Annotated in this window: 18 protein-coding genes; 6 read left to right on the top strand and 12 right to left on the bottom strand. The window is 56.0% G+C overall.

All coding sequences use genetic code 11. The annotated features are described in order from the left end of the window. Window positions 1–655: alpha/beta fold hydrolase (locus tag PA598K_RS37705; RefSeq protein WP_260405251.1), on the top strand; the 655-nt coding region annotated here is incomplete at its 5' end. A gap of 116 nt (window positions 656–771) precedes the next feature. Further along, on the top strand, window positions 772–1614 hold the full coding sequence (locus PA598K_RS04105) for a MerR family transcriptional regulator (protein ID WP_128655635.1): 843 nt from the start codon (window positions 772–774) through the stop codon (window positions 1612–1614). A 72-nt stretch (window positions 1615–1686) separates the two neighbouring features. Here the strand turns inward: PA598K_RS04105 and PA598K_RS04100 are convergent, their stop codons facing one another. The 9 genes from PA598K_RS04100 to PA598K_RS04060 form a co-directional block, all read right to left on the bottom strand. Then, window positions 1687–2487 (bottom strand): undecaprenyl-diphosphate phosphatase, encoded by an 801-nt coding sequence (locus PA598K_RS04100; RefSeq protein ID WP_128655634.1) that lies wholly within the window; start codon window positions 2485–2487, stop codon window positions 1687–1689. Window positions 2488–2503: 16 nt separating this feature from the next. Continuing rightward, a complete protein-coding gene (locus PA598K_RS04095; protein WP_128655632.1) occupies window positions 2504–4441 on the bottom strand; it encodes an FtsX-like permease family protein in 1938 nt (645 codons plus the stop codon). Then, window positions 4438–5193 (bottom strand): ABC transporter ATP-binding protein, encoded by a 756-nt coding sequence (locus PA598K_RS04090; protein WP_128655630.1) that lies wholly within the window; start codon window positions 5191–5193, stop codon window positions 4438–4440. Before PA598K_RS04090 ends, PA598K_RS04095 begins: the two co-directional genes overlap by 4 nt. 102 nt (window positions 5194–5295) lie before the next feature. Beyond that, window positions 5296–6300 (bottom strand): sensor histidine kinase, encoded by a 1005-nt coding sequence (locus PA598K_RS04085; protein WP_128655629.1) that lies wholly within the window; start codon window positions 6298–6300, stop codon window positions 5296–5298. Further along, entirely contained in the window at window positions 6290–6985 is a 696-nt protein-coding gene (locus PA598K_RS04080) for a response regulator transcription factor (protein WP_128655627.1), read from the bottom strand. The genes PA598K_RS04085 and PA598K_RS04080 overlap by 11 nt, the downstream gene beginning before the upstream one ends. A gap of 109 nt (window positions 6986–7094) precedes the next feature. Further along, window positions 7095–7865 carry an ABC transporter permease gene (locus tag PA598K_RS04075; RefSeq protein ID WP_128655626.1) on the bottom strand — a complete coding sequence of 257 codons (771 nt, stop codon included), beginning with the start codon at window positions 7863–7865 and terminating at the stop codon, window positions 7095–7097. After that, entirely contained in the window at window positions 7862–8779 is a 918-nt protein-coding gene (locus tag PA598K_RS04070; RefSeq protein ID WP_128655625.1) for an ABC transporter ATP-binding protein, read from the bottom strand. The genes PA598K_RS04075 and PA598K_RS04070 overlap by 4 nt, the downstream gene beginning before the upstream one ends. A 15-nt stretch (window positions 8780–8794) precedes the next feature. After that, entirely contained in the window at window positions 8795–8983 is a 189-nt protein-coding gene (locus PA598K_RS04065; protein WP_128655624.1) for a PLDc N-terminal domain-containing protein, read from the bottom strand. Window positions 8984–9178: 195 nt separating this feature from the next. After that, window positions 9179–9721: a helix-turn-helix transcriptional regulator gene (locus tag PA598K_RS04060; protein WP_128655623.1), complete on the bottom strand. Its 543-nt coding sequence runs from the start codon at window positions 9719–9721 to the stop codon at window positions 9179–9181. A 171-nt stretch (window positions 9722–9892) separates the two neighbouring features. Here PA598K_RS04060 and PA598K_RS04055 point away from each other — a divergent pair, with 171 nt between their 5' ends. Beyond that, window positions 9893–10636 (top strand): TVP38/TMEM64 family protein, encoded by a 744-nt coding sequence (locus PA598K_RS04055; protein WP_185601544.1) that lies wholly within the window; start codon window positions 9893–9895, stop codon window positions 10634–10636. An 89-nt stretch (window positions 10637–10725) separates the two neighbouring features. Here the strand turns inward: PA598K_RS04055 and PA598K_RS04050 are convergent, their stop codons facing one another. Continuing rightward, window positions 10726–11295: an SF0329 family protein gene (locus PA598K_RS04050; protein WP_128655622.1), complete on the bottom strand. Its 570-nt coding sequence runs from the start codon at window positions 11293–11295 to the stop codon at window positions 10726–10728. A 343-nt stretch (window positions 11296–11638) separates the two neighbouring features. Between PA598K_RS04050 and PA598K_RS04045 the strand changes: the two genes are divergently transcribed. The 3 genes from PA598K_RS04045 (at window position 11639) to PA598K_RS04035 (ending at window position 16677) form a co-directional block, all read left to right on the top strand. Further along, entirely contained in the window at window positions 11639–12532 is an 894-nt protein-coding gene (locus PA598K_RS04045; RefSeq protein WP_128655620.1) for a hypothetical protein, read from the top strand. A 381-nt stretch (window positions 12533–12913) separates the two neighbouring features. Next, window positions 12914–13963, top strand: coding sequence for a LacI family DNA-binding transcriptional regulator (locus tag PA598K_RS04040; protein WP_128655619.1), 1050 nt, complete (start codon window positions 12914–12916; stop codon window positions 13961–13963). Between the two features lie 278 nt (window positions 13964–14241). After that, window positions 14242–16677, top strand: coding sequence for a GH36-type glycosyl hydrolase domain-containing protein (locus PA598K_RS04035; protein WP_128655618.1), 2436 nt, complete (start codon window positions 14242–14244; stop codon window positions 16675–16677). Window positions 16678–16768: 91 nt separating this feature from the next. Here PA598K_RS04035 and PA598K_RS04030 read toward each other — a convergent pair whose 3' ends face one another. Then, a complete protein-coding gene (locus tag PA598K_RS04030; protein ID WP_185601542.1) occupies window positions 16769–17335 on the bottom strand; it encodes a cupin domain-containing protein in 567 nt (188 codons plus the stop codon). A gap of 197 nt (window positions 17336–17532) precedes the next feature. Then, on the bottom strand, window positions 17533–18153 hold the full coding sequence (locus PA598K_RS04025) for a copper amine oxidase N-terminal domain-containing protein (protein WP_185601540.1): 621 nt from the start codon (window positions 18151–18153) through the stop codon (window positions 17533–17535). Window position 18154: the final 1 nt, after the last annotated feature.

Genomic DNA, 18154 nt, shown 5'->3' with positions numbered 1-18154 from the left:
CGCCGAGCTCGGCGCGGACAAGCTGCTGCTGGCAGGCCATTCCTTCGGTACGTATATCGGCATGAAGGCTGCCGCCCGGGCGCCCGAGCGTTATGCGGCCTATATCGGCATCGGACAAGTCGCCGACGCTGTCGCCAGCGAGTTGGACAGTCTGGCCTACGTGATCGACCAGGCTACGCTCGCCGGAGATACCACCGATATCGGACGGGCGGAGCGTCTGCGGGACGAGATTACGCGCGGCGAGCGCCTGACTCCGAGAGATCTGGTGCGCAAATACGGCGGCGCCTCCCGCTTGATCAACGACAACATGGATTATTATACCGGCTTCCTGTTCCATCCGGAGTATAATCTGCTCGATGTGCTGCGCTACATTAGAGGCGTGTCCGCGACCCAAGGGCCTCTGCTGGACGAGGTATTAAAGCAGCCTTTGCCCGAGCAGGTGGAGCGCCTGGAGATTCCCGCCTATTTCGTCATGGGGCGGTACGATTATATGACGTCCGTGCAGTCTGCCCAAGCCTACTTTGATCAGCTTAATGCGCCCCGCAAGGACTTTGTCGTGTTTGAGCATTCCGCGCACTTCCCTCAATTCGAGGAAGAGGAAGCCTTTGCGCAGTGGCTCAGCCGCACTTGGAGCGAGCTGCAGCGAGGCTCCTGAACACATATTCGTCTGTGCGACGCGCAGTCACGGGGGCCAATCTTGTGTACAATAACAGCAATTACAAACTGTATAGCAACTATATAGTCCATCCGATCTTTTAGTGGGGGGTTCCTATGCAGCCAAGCGACTTGTTAACGATCAGCGCATTTTCCAAGCTATCCGAAGTGAACCGCAAGACGCTCATCTATTATGATCGTCTCGGCTTGTTCCAGCCGGCTCATATTGCAGCCAACGGCTACCGCTACTACCACCGCAGCCAGCTCGATACGATCGGCCTCATCCATATCTTCAAGGAGCTGGGCATGTCGCTCGGGGAGATCCGGACCTACCTGGATCAGCGCACGCCCGAGGTGACGCTGGCGCTGTTGCGCAAGCAGGAGGAGCATGTCCGGCAGCAACTGACGAAGCTGGAGCTGGCCCGGCAGATGATCGTGCGACGAGCGGACAATATCGAAGCCTCGATGAGCATCGACACCGGCCAGATGCATGTCGTCTGGCAGGCCCGTACGCCCGTGCTGCGCGGAAGCACAGTACAAGCGTCCAAGCAACAATTCCCCGAGGAGCTGTGGCAGGACTTCCAGCAGCGCCTGCAGCTGGAGCATGCGCCGCTTGGCTATCCCAATGGCGTAATCATCCCCCGGGAGGCGCTGCTGCGCGGCGACGGCGATGCGATATCCGGCATGTACTGCCGGATAACGACAGCGCAGCAGGAGCAGGCGTACATGCCGGAGGGTTATTATCTGGTGGCTTACGCGAGGGCCAACTATGGCGACACAGAGAAGATTTTTCCGCAGATTTTTGAGACGGTGGCGCGCGAGGGGTACGTCATCATCGGCGATGCTTACGAGGAGTATCTCCTCGACGAGGTCGTCCTGCAGCAGCCCGACGACTACCTGGTGCAGATCATGGTACAAATCGAGGAGCCGGGAAGAAACAATAGAACAAACCCAAAATAACAGGCTGCCCTCAAAAAGCCGAAGAGGCACGGGATCGAATCCGGTCAACGCTTTTTTGAGGGCAACCTGAACTCAAGCCATGACAAAGACGTAAAACAGAATCGCGATCACAAAGCGGTAAGCGGCGAACCACTCCAGCCGCAGTCGCTTGATCAGATTAAGAAACGTCACCACCGCCAGCATAGCGACGACGAAGGCGGCGATGAATCCTACGAGGAACAAGACCAGGTCGTCGGAGACAAGCGCGTCGCGGCTGGCGTACATATCGAGCACCGTCGCCCCCATCATGACCGGGACGGAGATCATAAAGGTAAAGTCGGCCGCCGCCTTCTGACTCGTCCCGAGCAACAGCCCGCCCGAGATCGTCGAGCCCGAGCGCGAGAAGCCGGGCCACAGCGCGAGACATTGGAACAGCCCGATGCCAAGCGCCTGCTTGTACGAGAGATCGTCCGTCTCCTCGGCCGTCACCTTGCGCTTCGCGCGGGCCGCGATGATGAGCAGGATGCCGCCCGCCACGAGGCTGATCAGCACCGGCCCGGGACCGAACAGCACCCGCTTGATATAGTCATTGCACAGCAGATAGACGATCAGCGCCGGGAACATCGCCAGGAACATATGGATGACGTTCAGCTTTTTCTTCTTGAAGTCCAGCTTCACCATATCCCGCAGCATCGCGATATATCGCTTCCAGTACAGCAGCAATACAGCCATGACTGCGCCGAGCTGAATGACGATCATAAAGGTTTTCTCCGCTTCTCCGTCGAAGCCGAGCAGATCCCCGGCAAGGATCAGGTGTCCTGTGGACGACACCGGGAGGAACTCGGTCAGCCCCTCGACGATGCCCAATATAATCGCATGGATGATATCCTGCATCCTTCACCCTTCCTCTCTACAGCGATTCCTTGATGACCCGCTTGCAATACAAGACGGAGAGCAGACCAAAGATCGAATACAACGCCGTATACACCCCCATGACGATCAGCATCGGCGTCATCAGCTCCGTGCCAAAAAAGAACCAGCCCGACTTCACTGCAAAATAGCTATGACTAAGGCCCACCGCAAGCGGAATGCCAAAATTGAGTATTTGCTTGAAAACAATGCCGCGCAGCAGATCGCTTTGGGTGAATCCCAGCTTGCGCAAGATGGTGTAGCTCGGCTTCTCCTCTTCGCTCTCGTTCATCTGCTTGAAGTAGAGGATACAGCCGGAGGTAATAAGGAAGGCCAGCCCAAGGAATGCGACAATGAACATGATCAAGCCCATATTCATCCGACTTGCCATCATATCCGCATACTGCGAGAAGACTTTATTGGATTCCTCCAAGCCTTCATCCGAAAAGTACTGCTCCGCTTGCTCTCTGGCGGACGGATCCGGGATATCGATGCCGTAGTAGTCTGTGAACTTCTGCAATGCAGGATCGATGTCCACCCGCAGCTGCTCATAGATGCTGTCATCGACAACGACCGTCGGCATGCCCGAGTTGTACATATAATACAAGACCGACTCTTCCCTTGTCCCTGCAAGCCGCAGCTCCACGCTCCCGCTCTGCCCGACCAACCGAATGGCGCCCTTGCCTAGGGTGGGTAAAATTTGCTGAATCGTTCCATTGTATCCCATAAAGATCGCCTCGCCCGGTTCCAGCTCGATGTCCTCAACCATAGACTCTGAAATCGTCGGGATAATCAACGACTTGTCTCCAAGGTTCAACTCGACGCTGGCCGAGGCAATATCGGATACATCCGCCTCGATATAGATCGGCTGTCTATGCACGACAGTATACGCGATCCCTCGGCTATCGAGCGCTTCAGCAAACTGCGCCTTCTCTTGCTCGTCCACAAAGGCAAAGTCGTTCGGCACGCTGTGCCGCGCTTGCGCTTCTGAAGAGTAATAAGAGATATACGATAACGACAGCAGACCGATCGCCAGCGCCGAGACTGTGGTAATGACCGTCAGCAGCAGCGCGTTCGACTTCATGCGGAACATGATGGAGGAGAGCGACAGCACCTCCCCGATCGAGAGATAACCGGATTTGCTGCGACGGATCATATTGAAGATGACGCCGACCGAGCCCTTGTAGAACAGATACGTCCCGATAATGACGGCGGCCAAAATAAAAATCATCGCAAACGCCAGCTCGCCCATATTGGTGAAGCTCCCGCTGAACAGCTCTGTCGATACATAATAGCCGAGCAGGATCAATAGCAATCCGGCTATGCCGACCAGCGTCCCTAACACGCTGCGCTTGCTGACCCGTTGCTCCGTAGACGATGCGACCTGGAACAGCGCCAGGATCGTCTGCCTCTTGATAAAGACGTAGTTCATCGCGATGATCAGCATATAGATCACCACAAAAACGAGGATCGTCTGAACAATCGCTCCCGGCGAGAGGCGCAGCTCGGCCATCTCCTCCACGCCGATAATCCGGAAGAGGACCATCAGGGCCAGACGGGAAACGACAAAGCCGGCGCTAATCCCGACCAACACGGAGCCAAAATACAAAATCATATTTTCGGCGGTAATAATGCCGAGGATTCGCGTCTTGGTCAGACCGATCAGTTGGAACAGACCGATCTCCCGGCTGCGACGCTTGATGAAGATCGTATTGGCATAGAGCAGAAAAATGGCAACGATCGCGACCAGCAGGACCGAAGCCGCTGCGAGCGCGGCCGCTCCCTTGACCGAGCCCTTGGTCTCGTCCATCGACGGATCGTATTGCAGCGTCACGAAGGAAAAGTATAAGGACGAGCTAAAGATAAGCGCAAAAACGTACAGATAGTAATGCTTGATATTTTTGCGCAGGTTGCGAAGTATGATCGTGGTCAGACTCACCCTTGAACACCGCCCAGCACGCCTTGGGTTTTCATAATATCGTTCAATAGCGTCTGTCTCGACTCCTCGCCCTTGTGCAGTTGGGTATAGATCTGGCCGTCCTTGATGAAGATGACCCGGCTGCAATAGCTCGCCGCCACCGGATCATGCGTGACCATCACAATCGTCGCCGCATGCTTGACGTTCATATGGTTGAGCTTGCCGAGCAGATCCGAGGCGGACTTGGAGTCGAGCGCCCCCGTCGGCTCGTCGGCGAAGATAAGGCTTGGCTCATGGACAAAGGCGCGCGCTGCTGAGGTGCGCTGCTTCTGCCCGCCGGAGATCTCGCCGGGATACTTGTCCCCTAACTGTTCGATACCCAGCTCCGTGGCGATCTCCTGGAACTTGGCGAGCGCCGCTCGCTTCGACAGCTTGCGGATCGATAAGGGCAGGAGCACGTTTTCCTTGACCGTGAGCGTATCCAGCAGATTATATTCCTGGAAGATAAAGCCCAGATGCCGCTTGCGAAACTCCGCCAGCTGCTTCTCCTTCATGCCTGTAAATTGCTGTCCCTCAATCTCGATCTCGCCATCGCTCAGCTGATCGATCGAGGACAGCACATTCAGCAGCGTTGTTTTGCCTGAGCCCGAGGCGCCCATAATGCCGACGAACTCGCCCTTTTCGACTCGAAGGTTGATGCCCTTCAGCACTTCCTGCCGATTAAACTTGTTGCCATAAACCTTGCGGACCTTCTTTGCTTCGAGGATCACCATCCGCACCCATCTCCTTTGATTCAATTACCTCTATCGTACCCCATCCCTCCAGTAATCTCCTGCGCTTCGCCGAACAAAACAGAAAAGCATGTGACATTATCGTCACATGCCTCCCATTCGGGACATCTCGTTGGCTACAGGAAATCGCAACCGGAAGGTCGAGCCGCTGCTGCTGACCGACTCGACCTCGATGCGGATATGCAGATTAAGGGCTGCCTTGTGCGCCAGATACAGCCCCATGCCGGTGGCCGCGCTGTCCTGATGCATCGAAGTCGATGTGAATCCCCGATCAAAGATGCGCGGCAGGTCCTTGGCGCTGATGCCCCGACCGACGTCCCGCACCTCGACGATTACCTGATCGTTCGCTTCGCGGCTGATGACCGCAATATCGCCCGTGTCGCTATATTTGACCGCGTTGGTAAGCAGCTGCCGTATGATGAACCCGAGCCACTTCGCATCGGTCAGCACGTACTCTGCTTGCAGATCCATCTCGAAGCCGATCCCCTTCTGCATGCACCACGAGCGCAACGGCTGAATTTCCTGGACGACGATCGGCGCGAGCTTCGTCCGCTCGATGAACAGATCGTTGTCCATATAGGGGAGCCGCCGCTGATGAAGCTGCTGGTCGAGCAGATGATGGATGCGCAGCCATTCGTAAGCGAGCCTCGCCTTGACCACGGGATCGGATACCCGTTCCATCCCGAGCTGCATCGCCGTGAGCGGCGTCTTCACCTCGTGGATCCAGGACAGCAGCTCGTCCTTCTCCTGCTCCAGCAGCTCCCCCTGACGAGCGGCCTCGCGCTTGTAATGCTGCGCCTGCTCAGATATAGCCGCCTCCACGATACGCGCGAGCGGATGGTCCGCCTCCGCCAGCGCCGCCGTGCCATCGCTCGGATCCCAATCCCTCAGCTGCCGATAGAACCTCGTCTCTCTCGGATACCTGGCGATCAGGAAGACAAGGCAGACCAGACCCGACAGCAGCGTAATATACAGCACAGGCAGCAGCGGGATAGACACATCGATCGCCGCGATGAGCGGCGGCAGCAGATGGATGAAGAGCAGCAGCAGCAGCCAGCTCCGGCGTTCAACCAGGAAGCTACGTATCATGCGTCGCCTCTTCCGTCGCCATGTAGCCTTGACCGACCTTGGTCTCGATGTACGCGCCTAGCCCGATCGTTTCCAGCTTTTTGCGGAGGCGATTCACATTGACGGTCAGCGTGTTGTCGCTGACGAACTGCTCGTTTTGCCACAAGCTCTCGATCATCTCCTCGCGGCTGACGATCGTGTTCTTGCGCTCGAGCAGCATCGCTAGGATGAGCATCTCGTTTTTGGTCAGCTCGGCCTTGCCCTGGTCGCTCGCGACGGTATTTTTCATATATTCGACCGCAGCTCCCCGCCACGTCTTCAGCAGCGCCGGCTCTGTGCCGTAGTTATACGTCCTGCGCAGGATCGCCTGGAGCTTGGCCAGCAGCACCTCGAAATGAAACGGCTTCTGCACATAATCGTCCGCGCCGAGCTGCATCGCCATCACCATATCCATCGGATGATCCCGGGAGGAGAGGAAGATGATCGGCACGGTAGAGTGCGCCCGGATCATCCGGCACCAGTGGAAGCCGTCGAACTTGGGCAGCTGAATATCCATGATGAGCAGGTCAGGGGCAGTCTCCGTAAACTCCTGCATGACCCGGTCGAACTGCCGCACGCCGCAGATCTCGTAGGACCACAGGCTAAGCCGCGTCTTCAGCTCCTCGAACAGCGTCGCGTCGTCTTCGACGACCATAATCTTAAACATCGTCTTGGTCCTCCTCGGCATACAAAGGGCATGAGCCTTATAGCATCTGCATCCATCATACCCTCAGACGTCCCGTTATGCCAGTCCATGTGCTATGCCAGATCAGGTGTCAGAGCTCTCTTGTCTGCAGGGCGAGTATCCCCATCAGATAGAAGAACGCCCCCAACGCCAGAGCCCCCGCAATCGGCAAACCGATCCGATCCGCCTCTGTGCCGATGAGCAGAGCGCTCGACGCCTCCGCTAGCTTGTTCGGCGAGAGCCAGCGCACGAATCCGCCGAGGAAGGACGGTACGACTGACAAGAGCAGGTATACAACAAAAGCTACGCCGCCTGCCGCAATCTGGCTGCGGAACAAGGCCGAGGTACACAGCGTAATCGACACGAGTAGCCACAGCACCGGGATATAGGCCAGCGTACCGAGCAGAGCCGCTCCCCAATCGACCGCGCCGAACAAACGCTCGGTATAGTAGGTCGAGATGAGCATGGCGACGACCAGGCTGATCGTCACGAGAACCGCATAGGCTGCACCCTTGGCGGTGAAATAAGCTGCACGGCTCAACGGCTTGGACAGCACCATCGGAGCTACGCCGGAAGCTCGTTCCCCCGCGATCGCCCCCATCGTGATCAGGATGACGACCATCGTGCCGAGCGTGCCGAACTGTTGCAGCAGCGTCCCCATGACATCGATCGCCTGAGGCTCGGTCACCGAGATGACCGTCCCTGGTGGCAGGTCGGTGCTCTCCAGCAGCTTGGGCAACAGACTCATCGTCACCGGCTGCATAAGCGCCAACAGCGTAAACACGATCGGGACATAGACGATTCTCATACTATAATAGAGCTCGGACAGCTCCTTTTTCAGCATCGGACCAAAGCCTGTCATCGCTTCACCACCTTCAGATAGACCTCTTCCAGGCTGGATTGTCCGATCGTATAAGAGGTCAGGATGCAACCCGCATCGAGCAGCAGTCGGGGCAGCAACCGCTTGAGGGCCTCTGAGTCCGGGGCAGTCACCTTGTAGCTCTGGCCCTCTCGATGAACCGTCGCGATCCAGGGCTGCTCCGACAATAACGCGGGCACGTCCAATCCATCGGCTCGAACCGTAAAATGAACGACCGGGTCGATATACTCGGCCTGCAGCTCAGCGAGGCTGGCGGATAAAATAATGCTGCCATCGTCGATAATAACGATATGATCGGCTACGCGCTCTACATCGTCCAAGATATGGGTGGACATGAAGACGGTCATCTCTGACTTGATCTGCTCGATCAACTGGAGCACCTCGTAGCGACCGATCGGGTCCAGAGCCGATACAGGCTCATCCAGGATGAGCAACTGAGGGTTATGGATAAGCGCTTGCGCGATCGCCAGTCGCTGCTTCATCCCGCCGCTGTAGCCGCCGATCGTCCGATGGCGGGCGTCCGCGATGCCGCATAGCTCGAGCAGTTGCTCCGTTCGCCGCTTCGCCTCCGTCTTGTCGAGCTTGAAGATCGAGCCAGCCCATTCCATCCATTGCTGTCCTGTCAGGTACGAATAAAAAGCGGGCGCTTGCGGACAATAGCCGATCTTCCTGCGGATATGCACCGTCTCCTTGCTCACGTCATGTCCCAGCACGCGAGCTTGTCCCGACGAAGGCTTGGCCAGACCGGTCAAAATGCGGATCATCGTTGTTTTTCCTGCCCCGTTGTTTCCCAGGAATGCGATACATCCCTGCTTGTCTATCGTAAAGGTAACTCCCTTCAACGCCTGTTTGTCTTTATAGGCCTTGGTTACCTGCCCGCAAGAGATAATTGACACCGGCTCTCACCCTCTCTAGTCTTTTCTTCCCCAGACGAAATAAATGATCGGACCAATAATGTTGATGACGACGATAACAACCGCCCAGAGCCATTTGTTCTCATCGCGAACCGAGCGCGCATCTCTCCTGACAAGATGAACGAGAGCAATCGCAACCAGCAACGCCTGCAATGCAATAATGGGTAGAAAGTCTTCAAAGCTCATGCGTTGGCCTCCTCAAACTTATAAACTATTGTTATCAATATAGATTATATTATCAATTTGATAATAATACGTCAAGACCGCAGTACGCAACGCCCTGAGAATGCGACACGGCTGGAGCTGTCCTTCGACGAGTCGACAAAAAAACTCCTTGCCGCAAAACTGCAAGGAGTTAGAGATTGGATGGTGAAAAGGGCGCTAGTCGTTATACGATTCGGGCGGCGAAATGATCAGACCGATCGTACGCGACTTCCTGCCCGGCGCAGGTCGATTCTGATATAACGGCTGTATGAAGTTGACGTACTGCTCCATCGCCGCAGTCAATTCTTCATCAGTCGCATAGATCGGGGCGAGAGAAAATCCGGACATATCCTTCGGGATGTCGATATCCGGTTGCTTGCAATAGGTCTGAAACTGTTTGATAAAACCAGCCACGTACTGTATAAACATCTGCATATACACATCGCCCGCCTGCTCCCCCTCCAGCCCTTGGCCCATGGTGGACAAGTCAATCGCAACGGCGTATGTCTTTTCTATCGTCCCGCGAATTTGAGTCTGCTCGACGATTTTCAGTATCCCGTCATTCGTCATCCGCTTCAGATAGCGATATAGCGTAGCTTGGGGGATATCGCTGTACACCTCCGCCAGTTGTTTCGCTGTAGCTGTCCCTGTAGCGTTGAGCTCCAACAACAGCTTAGCTTTGATTGAATGCGTAAAACAATCGATAATTTTTTGATCCATAGCGTTCCCTCCTGACTGATTATGACAATATTATCATTTTGATAATAGGAAGTCGAACGTAGGAACGAACGCATTTAAGAATCTTTAAGAATTAGCCGCATGGATGTTAAGGTTTGTCTCCTATACTGAGAGCATCTCAAGTCAAAGCTTTCTTGAAGGAGAGGTACAAACATGATGCAGCTAACTAGAACCCATCTGTTGAAAATGCTGATGCTGTTGCTCGCGGCCGTTTCGCTGGTGCTTTTTATCCGTCACGCCCCCGCCATTCTCCACATCTTGTCCTCGATGGACAATTTCCGGGACTATATTCGTTCGACGGGCCACTGGGGGCCGGTGATGTTTATTTTGTTCCAAATTTTGCAAATCGTCATCGCGCCGATCCCGGGCGAGGTGGTCCAGATCGCAGGAGGCTATATTTACGGGACAGGTCTCGGCACGATCTATACGATGGTCGGCATGGTCATAGGCTCGGCGATGGCGTTCTACTTCACTCGCTTCCTCGGCCGATCGATGATCGAACGTTATCTGGATCGCAAAAATTTCAAATGGCTGGCGGTCATTAAGGATCAAAACAAGCTGTCGGCGTTTTTGCTGCTCTTCTTCTTCATCCCGGGCCTGCCCAAGGACCTGCTCGTCTATGTCGCCGCCCTGACGCCGATCAGCTCGCTGCGGTTTTTCACGCTGCTCATCCTCGGTCGCCTGCCCTGGATCGCCGCTTCCGCCGTCGTCGGCTCCTCCTTGCATCTGGAGCAATACGGCGTGACGATCGTCATCTCGGTTATCGCGATCCTCGGCTTCATCTTGGGCTATTGGAAGAAGGACAAGCTGATTCAGCTCCTCTCCAAATTCGAAAAGGGCGCCGCTCGCTCGGAGAAAGCGAGGGCACCCTTGAAGAACAAGGCTCCGGTGGAGTAGCTAGCAGATCGTCAAAGTTCCGCGTGGTCGTCCGACCGCCGTCATTCCGCCGGACCCCGCACGCTAGGCCATAACTCGCCTTCTAGTGTCTAGCGAGGATTCATTCGCAGCGCATAGAAATACTGCACGATCGGATGCTTGACTTTGATCTGATCGGCCATATTGAGCAGCCGTTTTTTTCCGACCCGACGATCGACCAGCGCCAGAACATTGAGCAAAATATCCTGGCTCTCCAAGCTGTCCTCGATTGAGGTGGTCAAAAACGTCGTCGCCACGACGATAAAGCTGGACTTGCTCAGGGTCGCCTGCGCCGCTAGCAGCGACTTGGATAGCGTATTGATCCGCCTGCCTCTGACCATCACGCGCAGACGCTCCTCCGGCACCTTGCCCTGCGTCTCTGCCCGCAGCGCCTCGATCTCCGCCTCGGTGATCGGGATCTGGATCGAGCCGTCCTGCTTAATCTCCTGATCGGACGGATACCAGCGGATCGGGCAGCCCGGATCATTCATTTGCAGGATATTTTTCTTATCGACGGTAATATAACACTGCCCGGCCTTGTCCGGCACATACCGATAGCTCGTAGCCCGGTATTCCACCTTGCCCTGCAAGGCTGGCGTGAGGAAACTCTCCAATTGCTGCTTTACTTTACTCCAGGACATGATGCCTCCTATGGTGCAGATGATACCCTACATCATACACCATCTTCCTTACCAGTCCCACTCTTCCTACAATCTCGGTGGGACAATTATAGTGGCGCTCCTGCGTCTCGCAGCCGAAATGTCTATAGTTTACACAACATTATCTTAAGAAAACGAAGCCACAAAAAAGTTAATTAATGCTAGAATTGGGTCATGCGCTGGGATGGTTCGGCCATACAAGCAGCAATAGCACTCTTATGTATCCTTCAGCGAATAACGTGACCTCTTTAACGACAACAGATAAGAGACATATCGGACAAGTATATTAATAAAAAATGATAAAGAAAAGAAAGAGGTGTATCGAATGAAACTCCCTTTGTCGATAAAAATCGTCTCGGGAGCATTGCTCCTGGCACTGACAGCGGCTGTGCTGCTCCTGGTCATCCAGCCAGACAAGGACGATCTTGCGACGATGGATTCGGAGGACACAAATGGTGCAGTAACCAGCGTTGCACAGAATGCCTTTGAATTCGAAAGCATAGAGCACTATATCGGCTTCGCGGATCACATCGTCTACGGTCAGGTGACCGATGTCGCTCCGTTCGAGCCCGGCTCCAGTGAATATACATTCCAGATCACTCACGAGTTGAAGGGTAGCACCGAGAACGATATTATCCATGTCTACAATCAGAACAATACGATGGAGCCAGGCGTCGATTACTTACTGTTCCTGCAAACTTACAGAGGGGGCCTGTATCCCCACACAGTGTACAAGGTTCTCCGTGACGGCGGGCTGGTTCGAATGGATAAGGAACGGGTGACGCACAGTAATGCTCTAATCAGCCAGGATGTGAAACCTAAAGATCTGCTAGCGGATATCGCGGCTTCTCCGGCTCTGTCGCAGTACCGTGAAGTCGATGCGTTGGAGAGCGCGATGATCATCCCTGACTATCTGGAACTGAAGGATCTGGCAAAACAGGCCGATCTGGTAGCTATTATAGAGCCAGTTGAAATTATGAAAAAAAATAAGTACATGGCGTTTGCAACCGTGAAGCTCACCCAGCAGCTGCAAGGCGATATCACCATCAGCGCCGAGGATCTCGTCTGTCTGCCTGCCAAGATCGAGACGGGACGTCAGTATGTTGTTTTCCTGCAAATCAAGGAAGGTATACCCATCGTAGCATCCAAGCAGGGTAGTCTGTTCGAGGCAAGCGACAAGGAGAAGTGGAACGAAGCGATGCAGGCGGTGGAGCGTTAGGGCTACTGGGTAACACTGTAGGATCCCGACCCGCGCGATATCCGATGGGCGATGGCAAGGGGAAGCTAACGCTTGCCATCGGCCTTATTTGAGCAAAAAGGTAGCCGCTAGCAGGCTAACGCTCGTGGGAGAGCTTATTTTTGCAAAACGCCGCCAAAATTGGCTTTTTCACTCCAATAAGCGCGATGACGAGCGTTAGATTATGGATGAGCGCCAAATGCCGCCAATAAGCGCCGTCACAAGCCTTACAGCGGACGGACTCTAGGCGAGCATCGACGAGCAAGCGTTTCCCCTCCTCATTCGAGAAAAGGCTTGCAAGCCCGTTGGATTTCTTTTACAATTGAAATGTAAACGCGCGTTCACGCAACAAAAGGAGGCCTCATGCGCAGCGAAGATATAGCAAAATTGGCTGGCGTCTCACGCAGCACTGTCTCCCGAGTTATCAACAACTACCCCAACGTCCCTCCCGCAACGAGAGAGAAAATACTGAAGATCATCGAGCAGCATCAATATGAGCCCAACTCGTACGCCCGGGCGCTGGCCGGCAAGGCGACCAACACGATTGGCTTGTTTGTCGTCAGCACGGCAGATAAAACGAGCGGTCATCGCATCTACCAGAACAATTACTTCGCGCCGTTCGTCGAGTCCGTGGTCGATGCGGCCAACTCGCTCGGCTACTATGTGCTCATCCACACGCTATACACCGTAGAGGACTATCACAAGGTCAAGCAGGCCTGTCAGCAAAAGAGGATCGACGGGGCGATCCTGGTCGGCACCCGCAGGCAAGTCGACGTCATCCGCGAGCTGGTCGGTCTGGAATCGCCGCTCGTCCTCATCGACTACGACATCGGGGAGATCATCGCCCATCGTCTGGACCGCAGCAACGTATCCGTCATCAACTCCAAGGATTACGACGGAGCGACGGAAGCGGTCGAGCATCTGATCTCGCTTGGTCACCGGAAGATCGGCATGATCAACGGCTCCGTGCATACGTTCTCAGGCTCCGAGCGTTACAAGGCTTACGAGTCCGCCCTGCAGCGCCACGGCCTGCCGCTTGAGCCGCATTACATCCTGAATGGAGAATTCCTCAAGCAAAATGCCTACCATGAGGTGAAAGGGCTGCTCTCGTCGGGAGCGGAGCTGCCTACCGCCTTTTTCACGGCTAATGACGATATGGCGGCTGCCGTTTACGAGGCGTTCCAGGAGTTCGGCCTCTCGGTCCCGGACGATATCTCGATCGTCGGCTTCGACGATGGCCCGATCGCTACCCAGCTGACGCCGAAGCTGACGACGGTCCGCTTGCCGATCTACGACATGTCCAGGGAAGCGGTCCACAAGGTGGTCGCGCTGTGCGAGCAGACGATCAGCGCCTTCAGCACAGTCAGCTTCCCCGCGCCGCTAATCCTGCGGGACTCCTGCCGGAGCTTGTAACGGCTCTTGTGACGGCTGGGGTGGCCGGCTTGGCCGACCTGGATGTCGCATCGGTCGCGATTTCCGGATTGGCCTGGCCGACCTGGAGGTCGTATCGGTCATATGGCCGAGGCGGCAGCAATGTCGTATTGGGCCCTATGGATCGCACCGGTCGCATTCGGGCGCACTGGCACATCAAGCCTTCACTCTCTGCTCTGCCAGCGAGCGAGACGGTGAAGCGCTTCTTTTTAAACCTCTATAAACGCGCGTTCACAGCACTTTTTAAGGAGATGATACGGATGAAATTCGGTCATTTTGACGATGCCAGCAAGGAATACGTCATCGACACGCCCAAGACGCCTTATCCCTGGATCAACTACCTCGGCTCGGAGAACTTCTTTGGCCTGGTGTCCAACACTGGCGGAGGTTATTGCTTCTATCGCGACGCACGGCTCAGACGACTCACCCGCTACCGCTACAACAACATCCCGCTCGACAACGGCGGACGCTATTATTATATCCATGACGACGGCGACTACTGGACACCGGGCTGGATGCCGGTCAAGCGCGACCTCGACTTCTACGAATGCCGGCACGGCCTCGGCTACACCGCGATTACCGGCGAGCGCGGCGGCCTGCGCGTCAAGCAGCTGCAGTTCGTACCGCTCGGCTTCACCGGCGAGGTGCACCAACTGACCGTCACCAATGTATCGAACGCGCCCAAGGAAGTGAAGCTGTTCTCCTTTGCCGAATTCTGCCTGTGGAACGCCAACGACGACATGACCAACTTCCAGCGCAATCTGAGCACCGGCGAGGTCGAGATCGAAGGCTCTGTCATGTACCATAAGACCGAATATCGCGAGCGTCGCGACCACTACGCCTTCTACTCCGTTAATGCGGACATCGATGGCTTCGATACGGATCGGGACAGCTTCCTCGGCGCCTATAACGGTCTCGATACGCCGGCAGTCGTCGCCGAAGGCCGCTCTGCGAACTCGGTCGCCAGCGGCTGGTCGCCGATCGGCTCGCATGGCATCACGCTCTCCCTCCACCCGGGCGAAGAGCGGACGCTCGTGTTCGTGCTGGGCTATGTGGAGAACCCCGAGGACGAGAAATGGGAATCGCCGGGCGTCATCAACAAGCAGAGAGCCTACGATATGATCGAGCGCTTCGCTACCGACGAGGACGTCGACCAGGCGATGGCCGAGCTGGCCGCCTATTGGGACGGCTTGCTATCCAAGTATACGCTGCAAGGACCGGACGACAAGCTGAACCGGATGGTCAACATCTGGAATCCGTATCAATGTATGGTCACGTTCAACATGTCCCGCTCCGCCTCCTACTTCGAATCCGGCATTGGCCGCGGCATGGGCTTCCGCGACTCCAACCAGGACCTGCTCGGCTTCGTCCACCAGATCCCGGAGCGGGCGCGCGAGCGGATCATCGACATTGCCTCCACCCAGTTCGAGGACGGCAGCGCCTATCACCAATACCAGCCGCTCACCAAGAAGGGCAACAACGAGGTCGGCAGCGGCTTCAACGACGACCCGCTCTGGCTCATCCTCGGCACGGCGGCGTATATCAAAGAGAGTGGCGACTACAGCATCCTCGATGAACAGGTGCCGTTCGACAGCAACCCGGACAACACGGCGACGCTGTTCGAGCATCTGAAGCGATCCTTTGACCATGTCCTCCATAACCTGGGGCCGCATGGCCTGCCGCTCATCGGACGCGCCGACTGGAACGACTGCCTGAACCTGAACTGCTTCTCCCGCGAGCCGGGCGAGAGCTTCCAGACGACGGCCAATATCGAGGGGCGCGTCGCCGAGTCCGTCTTCATCGCCGGCCTGTTCGTGTTCGTCGGTCCGGACTATGTCGAGCTGTGCAAGCGTCGCGGTCTCCATGCCGAGGCCGAGCAAGCGCAGGCGCATATCGAGACGATGCGCCAGACGACGCTCGAGCATGGCTTCGACGGCGACTGGTTCCTGCGCGCCTACGATCACTACGGCAACAAGGTCGGCAGCAAGGACAATGAAGAAGGCCAGATCTTCATCGAGCCGCAAGGCTTCTGTGTCATGGCCGGGATCGGCGTCGAGGAAGGGCTGGCGGCCAAGGCGCTGCGCTCAGTCGAGGCGCATCTGGAGACCGACTACGGCATCATCCTGCAGACGCCGCCGTACTCCAAGTACTATCTCAACCTGGGCGAGATCTCGTCCTACCCGCCAGGCTACAAGGAGAACGCAGGCATCTTCTGCCACAACAATCCGTGGATCATGATCGCGGAGACGGTGCTCGGCAACGGCGACCGCGCCTTCGAGCTCTATCGCAAGATCGCGCCGGCCTACCTGGAGGAGATCAGCGAGATCCATCGGATGGAGCCTTACGTCTATGCCCAGATGATCGCCGGTCGCGATGCGGTGCGTCACGGCGAGGCGAAGAACTCCTGGCTGACCGGTACGGCGGCATGGAACTACATCGCCATCACCCAATCGATCCTTGGCATCCAGGCCGACTTCGACGGCTTGCGGATCGATCCGTGCATCCCGAGAGACTGGAACGGCTTTGCGATCACCCGCGAATTCCGCGGCAACACGTACCACATCACGGTCGCAAACCCGGATAACGTCTCCAAAGGCGTAGCTTCTCTCACCGTAGATGGCCAGCCGCTCGAGGGCAACATTATCCCCGTTACCGGCAGCGGCGGCACGTATCAGGTGGAGGCTGTGCTGGGCTAAGGCACTTGGCTATGACTTATGACGAAACGCCCCCGTTATCGAGCTGTTTCGTTCGATAACGGGGGCGTTTCTTAGGGCGTGTTTGCACACCCTAGGGAACGACAATCGGCTTTTGGGTATATTTCTCCAGCGGCTTGAAGGCTCCCGTTCGCTTGCCGATCATGACCAAGGTCCGGAACAGCACGCGTTGCAGCCATCTTGGCTTCTCGGCTACCCATGTATTTTGCAACATCAGGATGAGCGCGACATGATAGAGATTTTTGGGATTGCCCTGCTCATCCGTCAAGCCATCCCCCATGAGACCGTAATGAACGCGAACCGACGCTTCAAACTGTAAAGGCGGGGTTAAACGTACCCGGAAGACCACCGGTTCATCATGGTTGTTTTTGAACGTATGCGCAGTTTCTTGCGGCACGAGCAGGGATTGCCCAGCTTCGAGCACAACCTCCTCTTGCTTCACCACTACGGTCAAGTGCCCCTGCCGCACCTCGAATTGCTCGGTGAATCGATCATGCAGATGCAAGGGCGGACCCTTGCCCCGGGGAGGCAGAGCCACCTCGATGAGCAGATATGCGCCGCCGCTCTCCTCTGCCGTCTCTACGAAGGTAATGGACTCGCTCGTATATCTGTGCTGGACAGTTCTCGGTAATGCCGTCATCCTCTTTCCAACTCCTAGGGGTCTGTATTGCCCGGCCCGCTCCTCTAGTCGAGCGCCGATTCGATGTCCACAGTATATACCAAGAGGCCTCCCTGCTTCTGTAACGTCCATTACAATTTGTGAAGAAGTCTTGTATCCCCCCTTCTCCAAAGCGTCCCGACGCGAGGAAAAGGGGGCACGACGTTTTCACAAGCGCTTTACTTAAACGTTGCGGTCCTTGTCTTGGCATCCCACTCTACCTCGATACCGAGGGTTTTAGCAAGCTGCCCGATCGGCAGGAAGGTCACGCCTTTTTTTATCGCAGGCGTCGTGCCTTCCAACAGCACCTTCTCCCCGTTAACGAGCATCTCGGATTTGCCGATGTGCATGACGATAACCGTGCCTTCTCGTGTCAGTGTAATCTTCTGTTTGCTTGCCTCCCAATCCACCTTGAACTTGAATGCATCCGCAATCGCCCGCATCGGAACCATCGTGCGTCCATTCTCGATATAAGGCCATGGTGCTTCCCATCCCCTAACGTTCAGGTACAGCTCGTCTACAACGACCAGGACGAGATTCTTTTTCGCCTCCGAACAGGTAGGAAGCTCCTCCTCGTTCTTTTTATTGCCATCGATAGTCGAAATCGAGAATTTTCCGGTGACAAAAGTGCCCTCCTTCTCATCCCCACTCTCCCGATTGCTAGACGCATCGCCCACACAGGATGGCATCGGTACAGATTCCGACCAGAAATAGGTTTCCACCTCCGCATTCGCCGTAGCTCCGAATACCATCACACCTAGCAAGGCAAGCACGCTAAGTCTCCATTTCGATTTCCTCATT

The organism is Paenibacillus sp. 598K (genome assembly GCF_003851045.1).
Classification (GTDB): domain Bacteria; phylum Bacillota; class Bacilli; order Paenibacillales; family Paenibacillaceae; genus Paenibacillus_D.
Note: the sequence above shows the minus strand (reverse complement) of the source record. Positions and strands in the feature narration are given on the sequence as shown.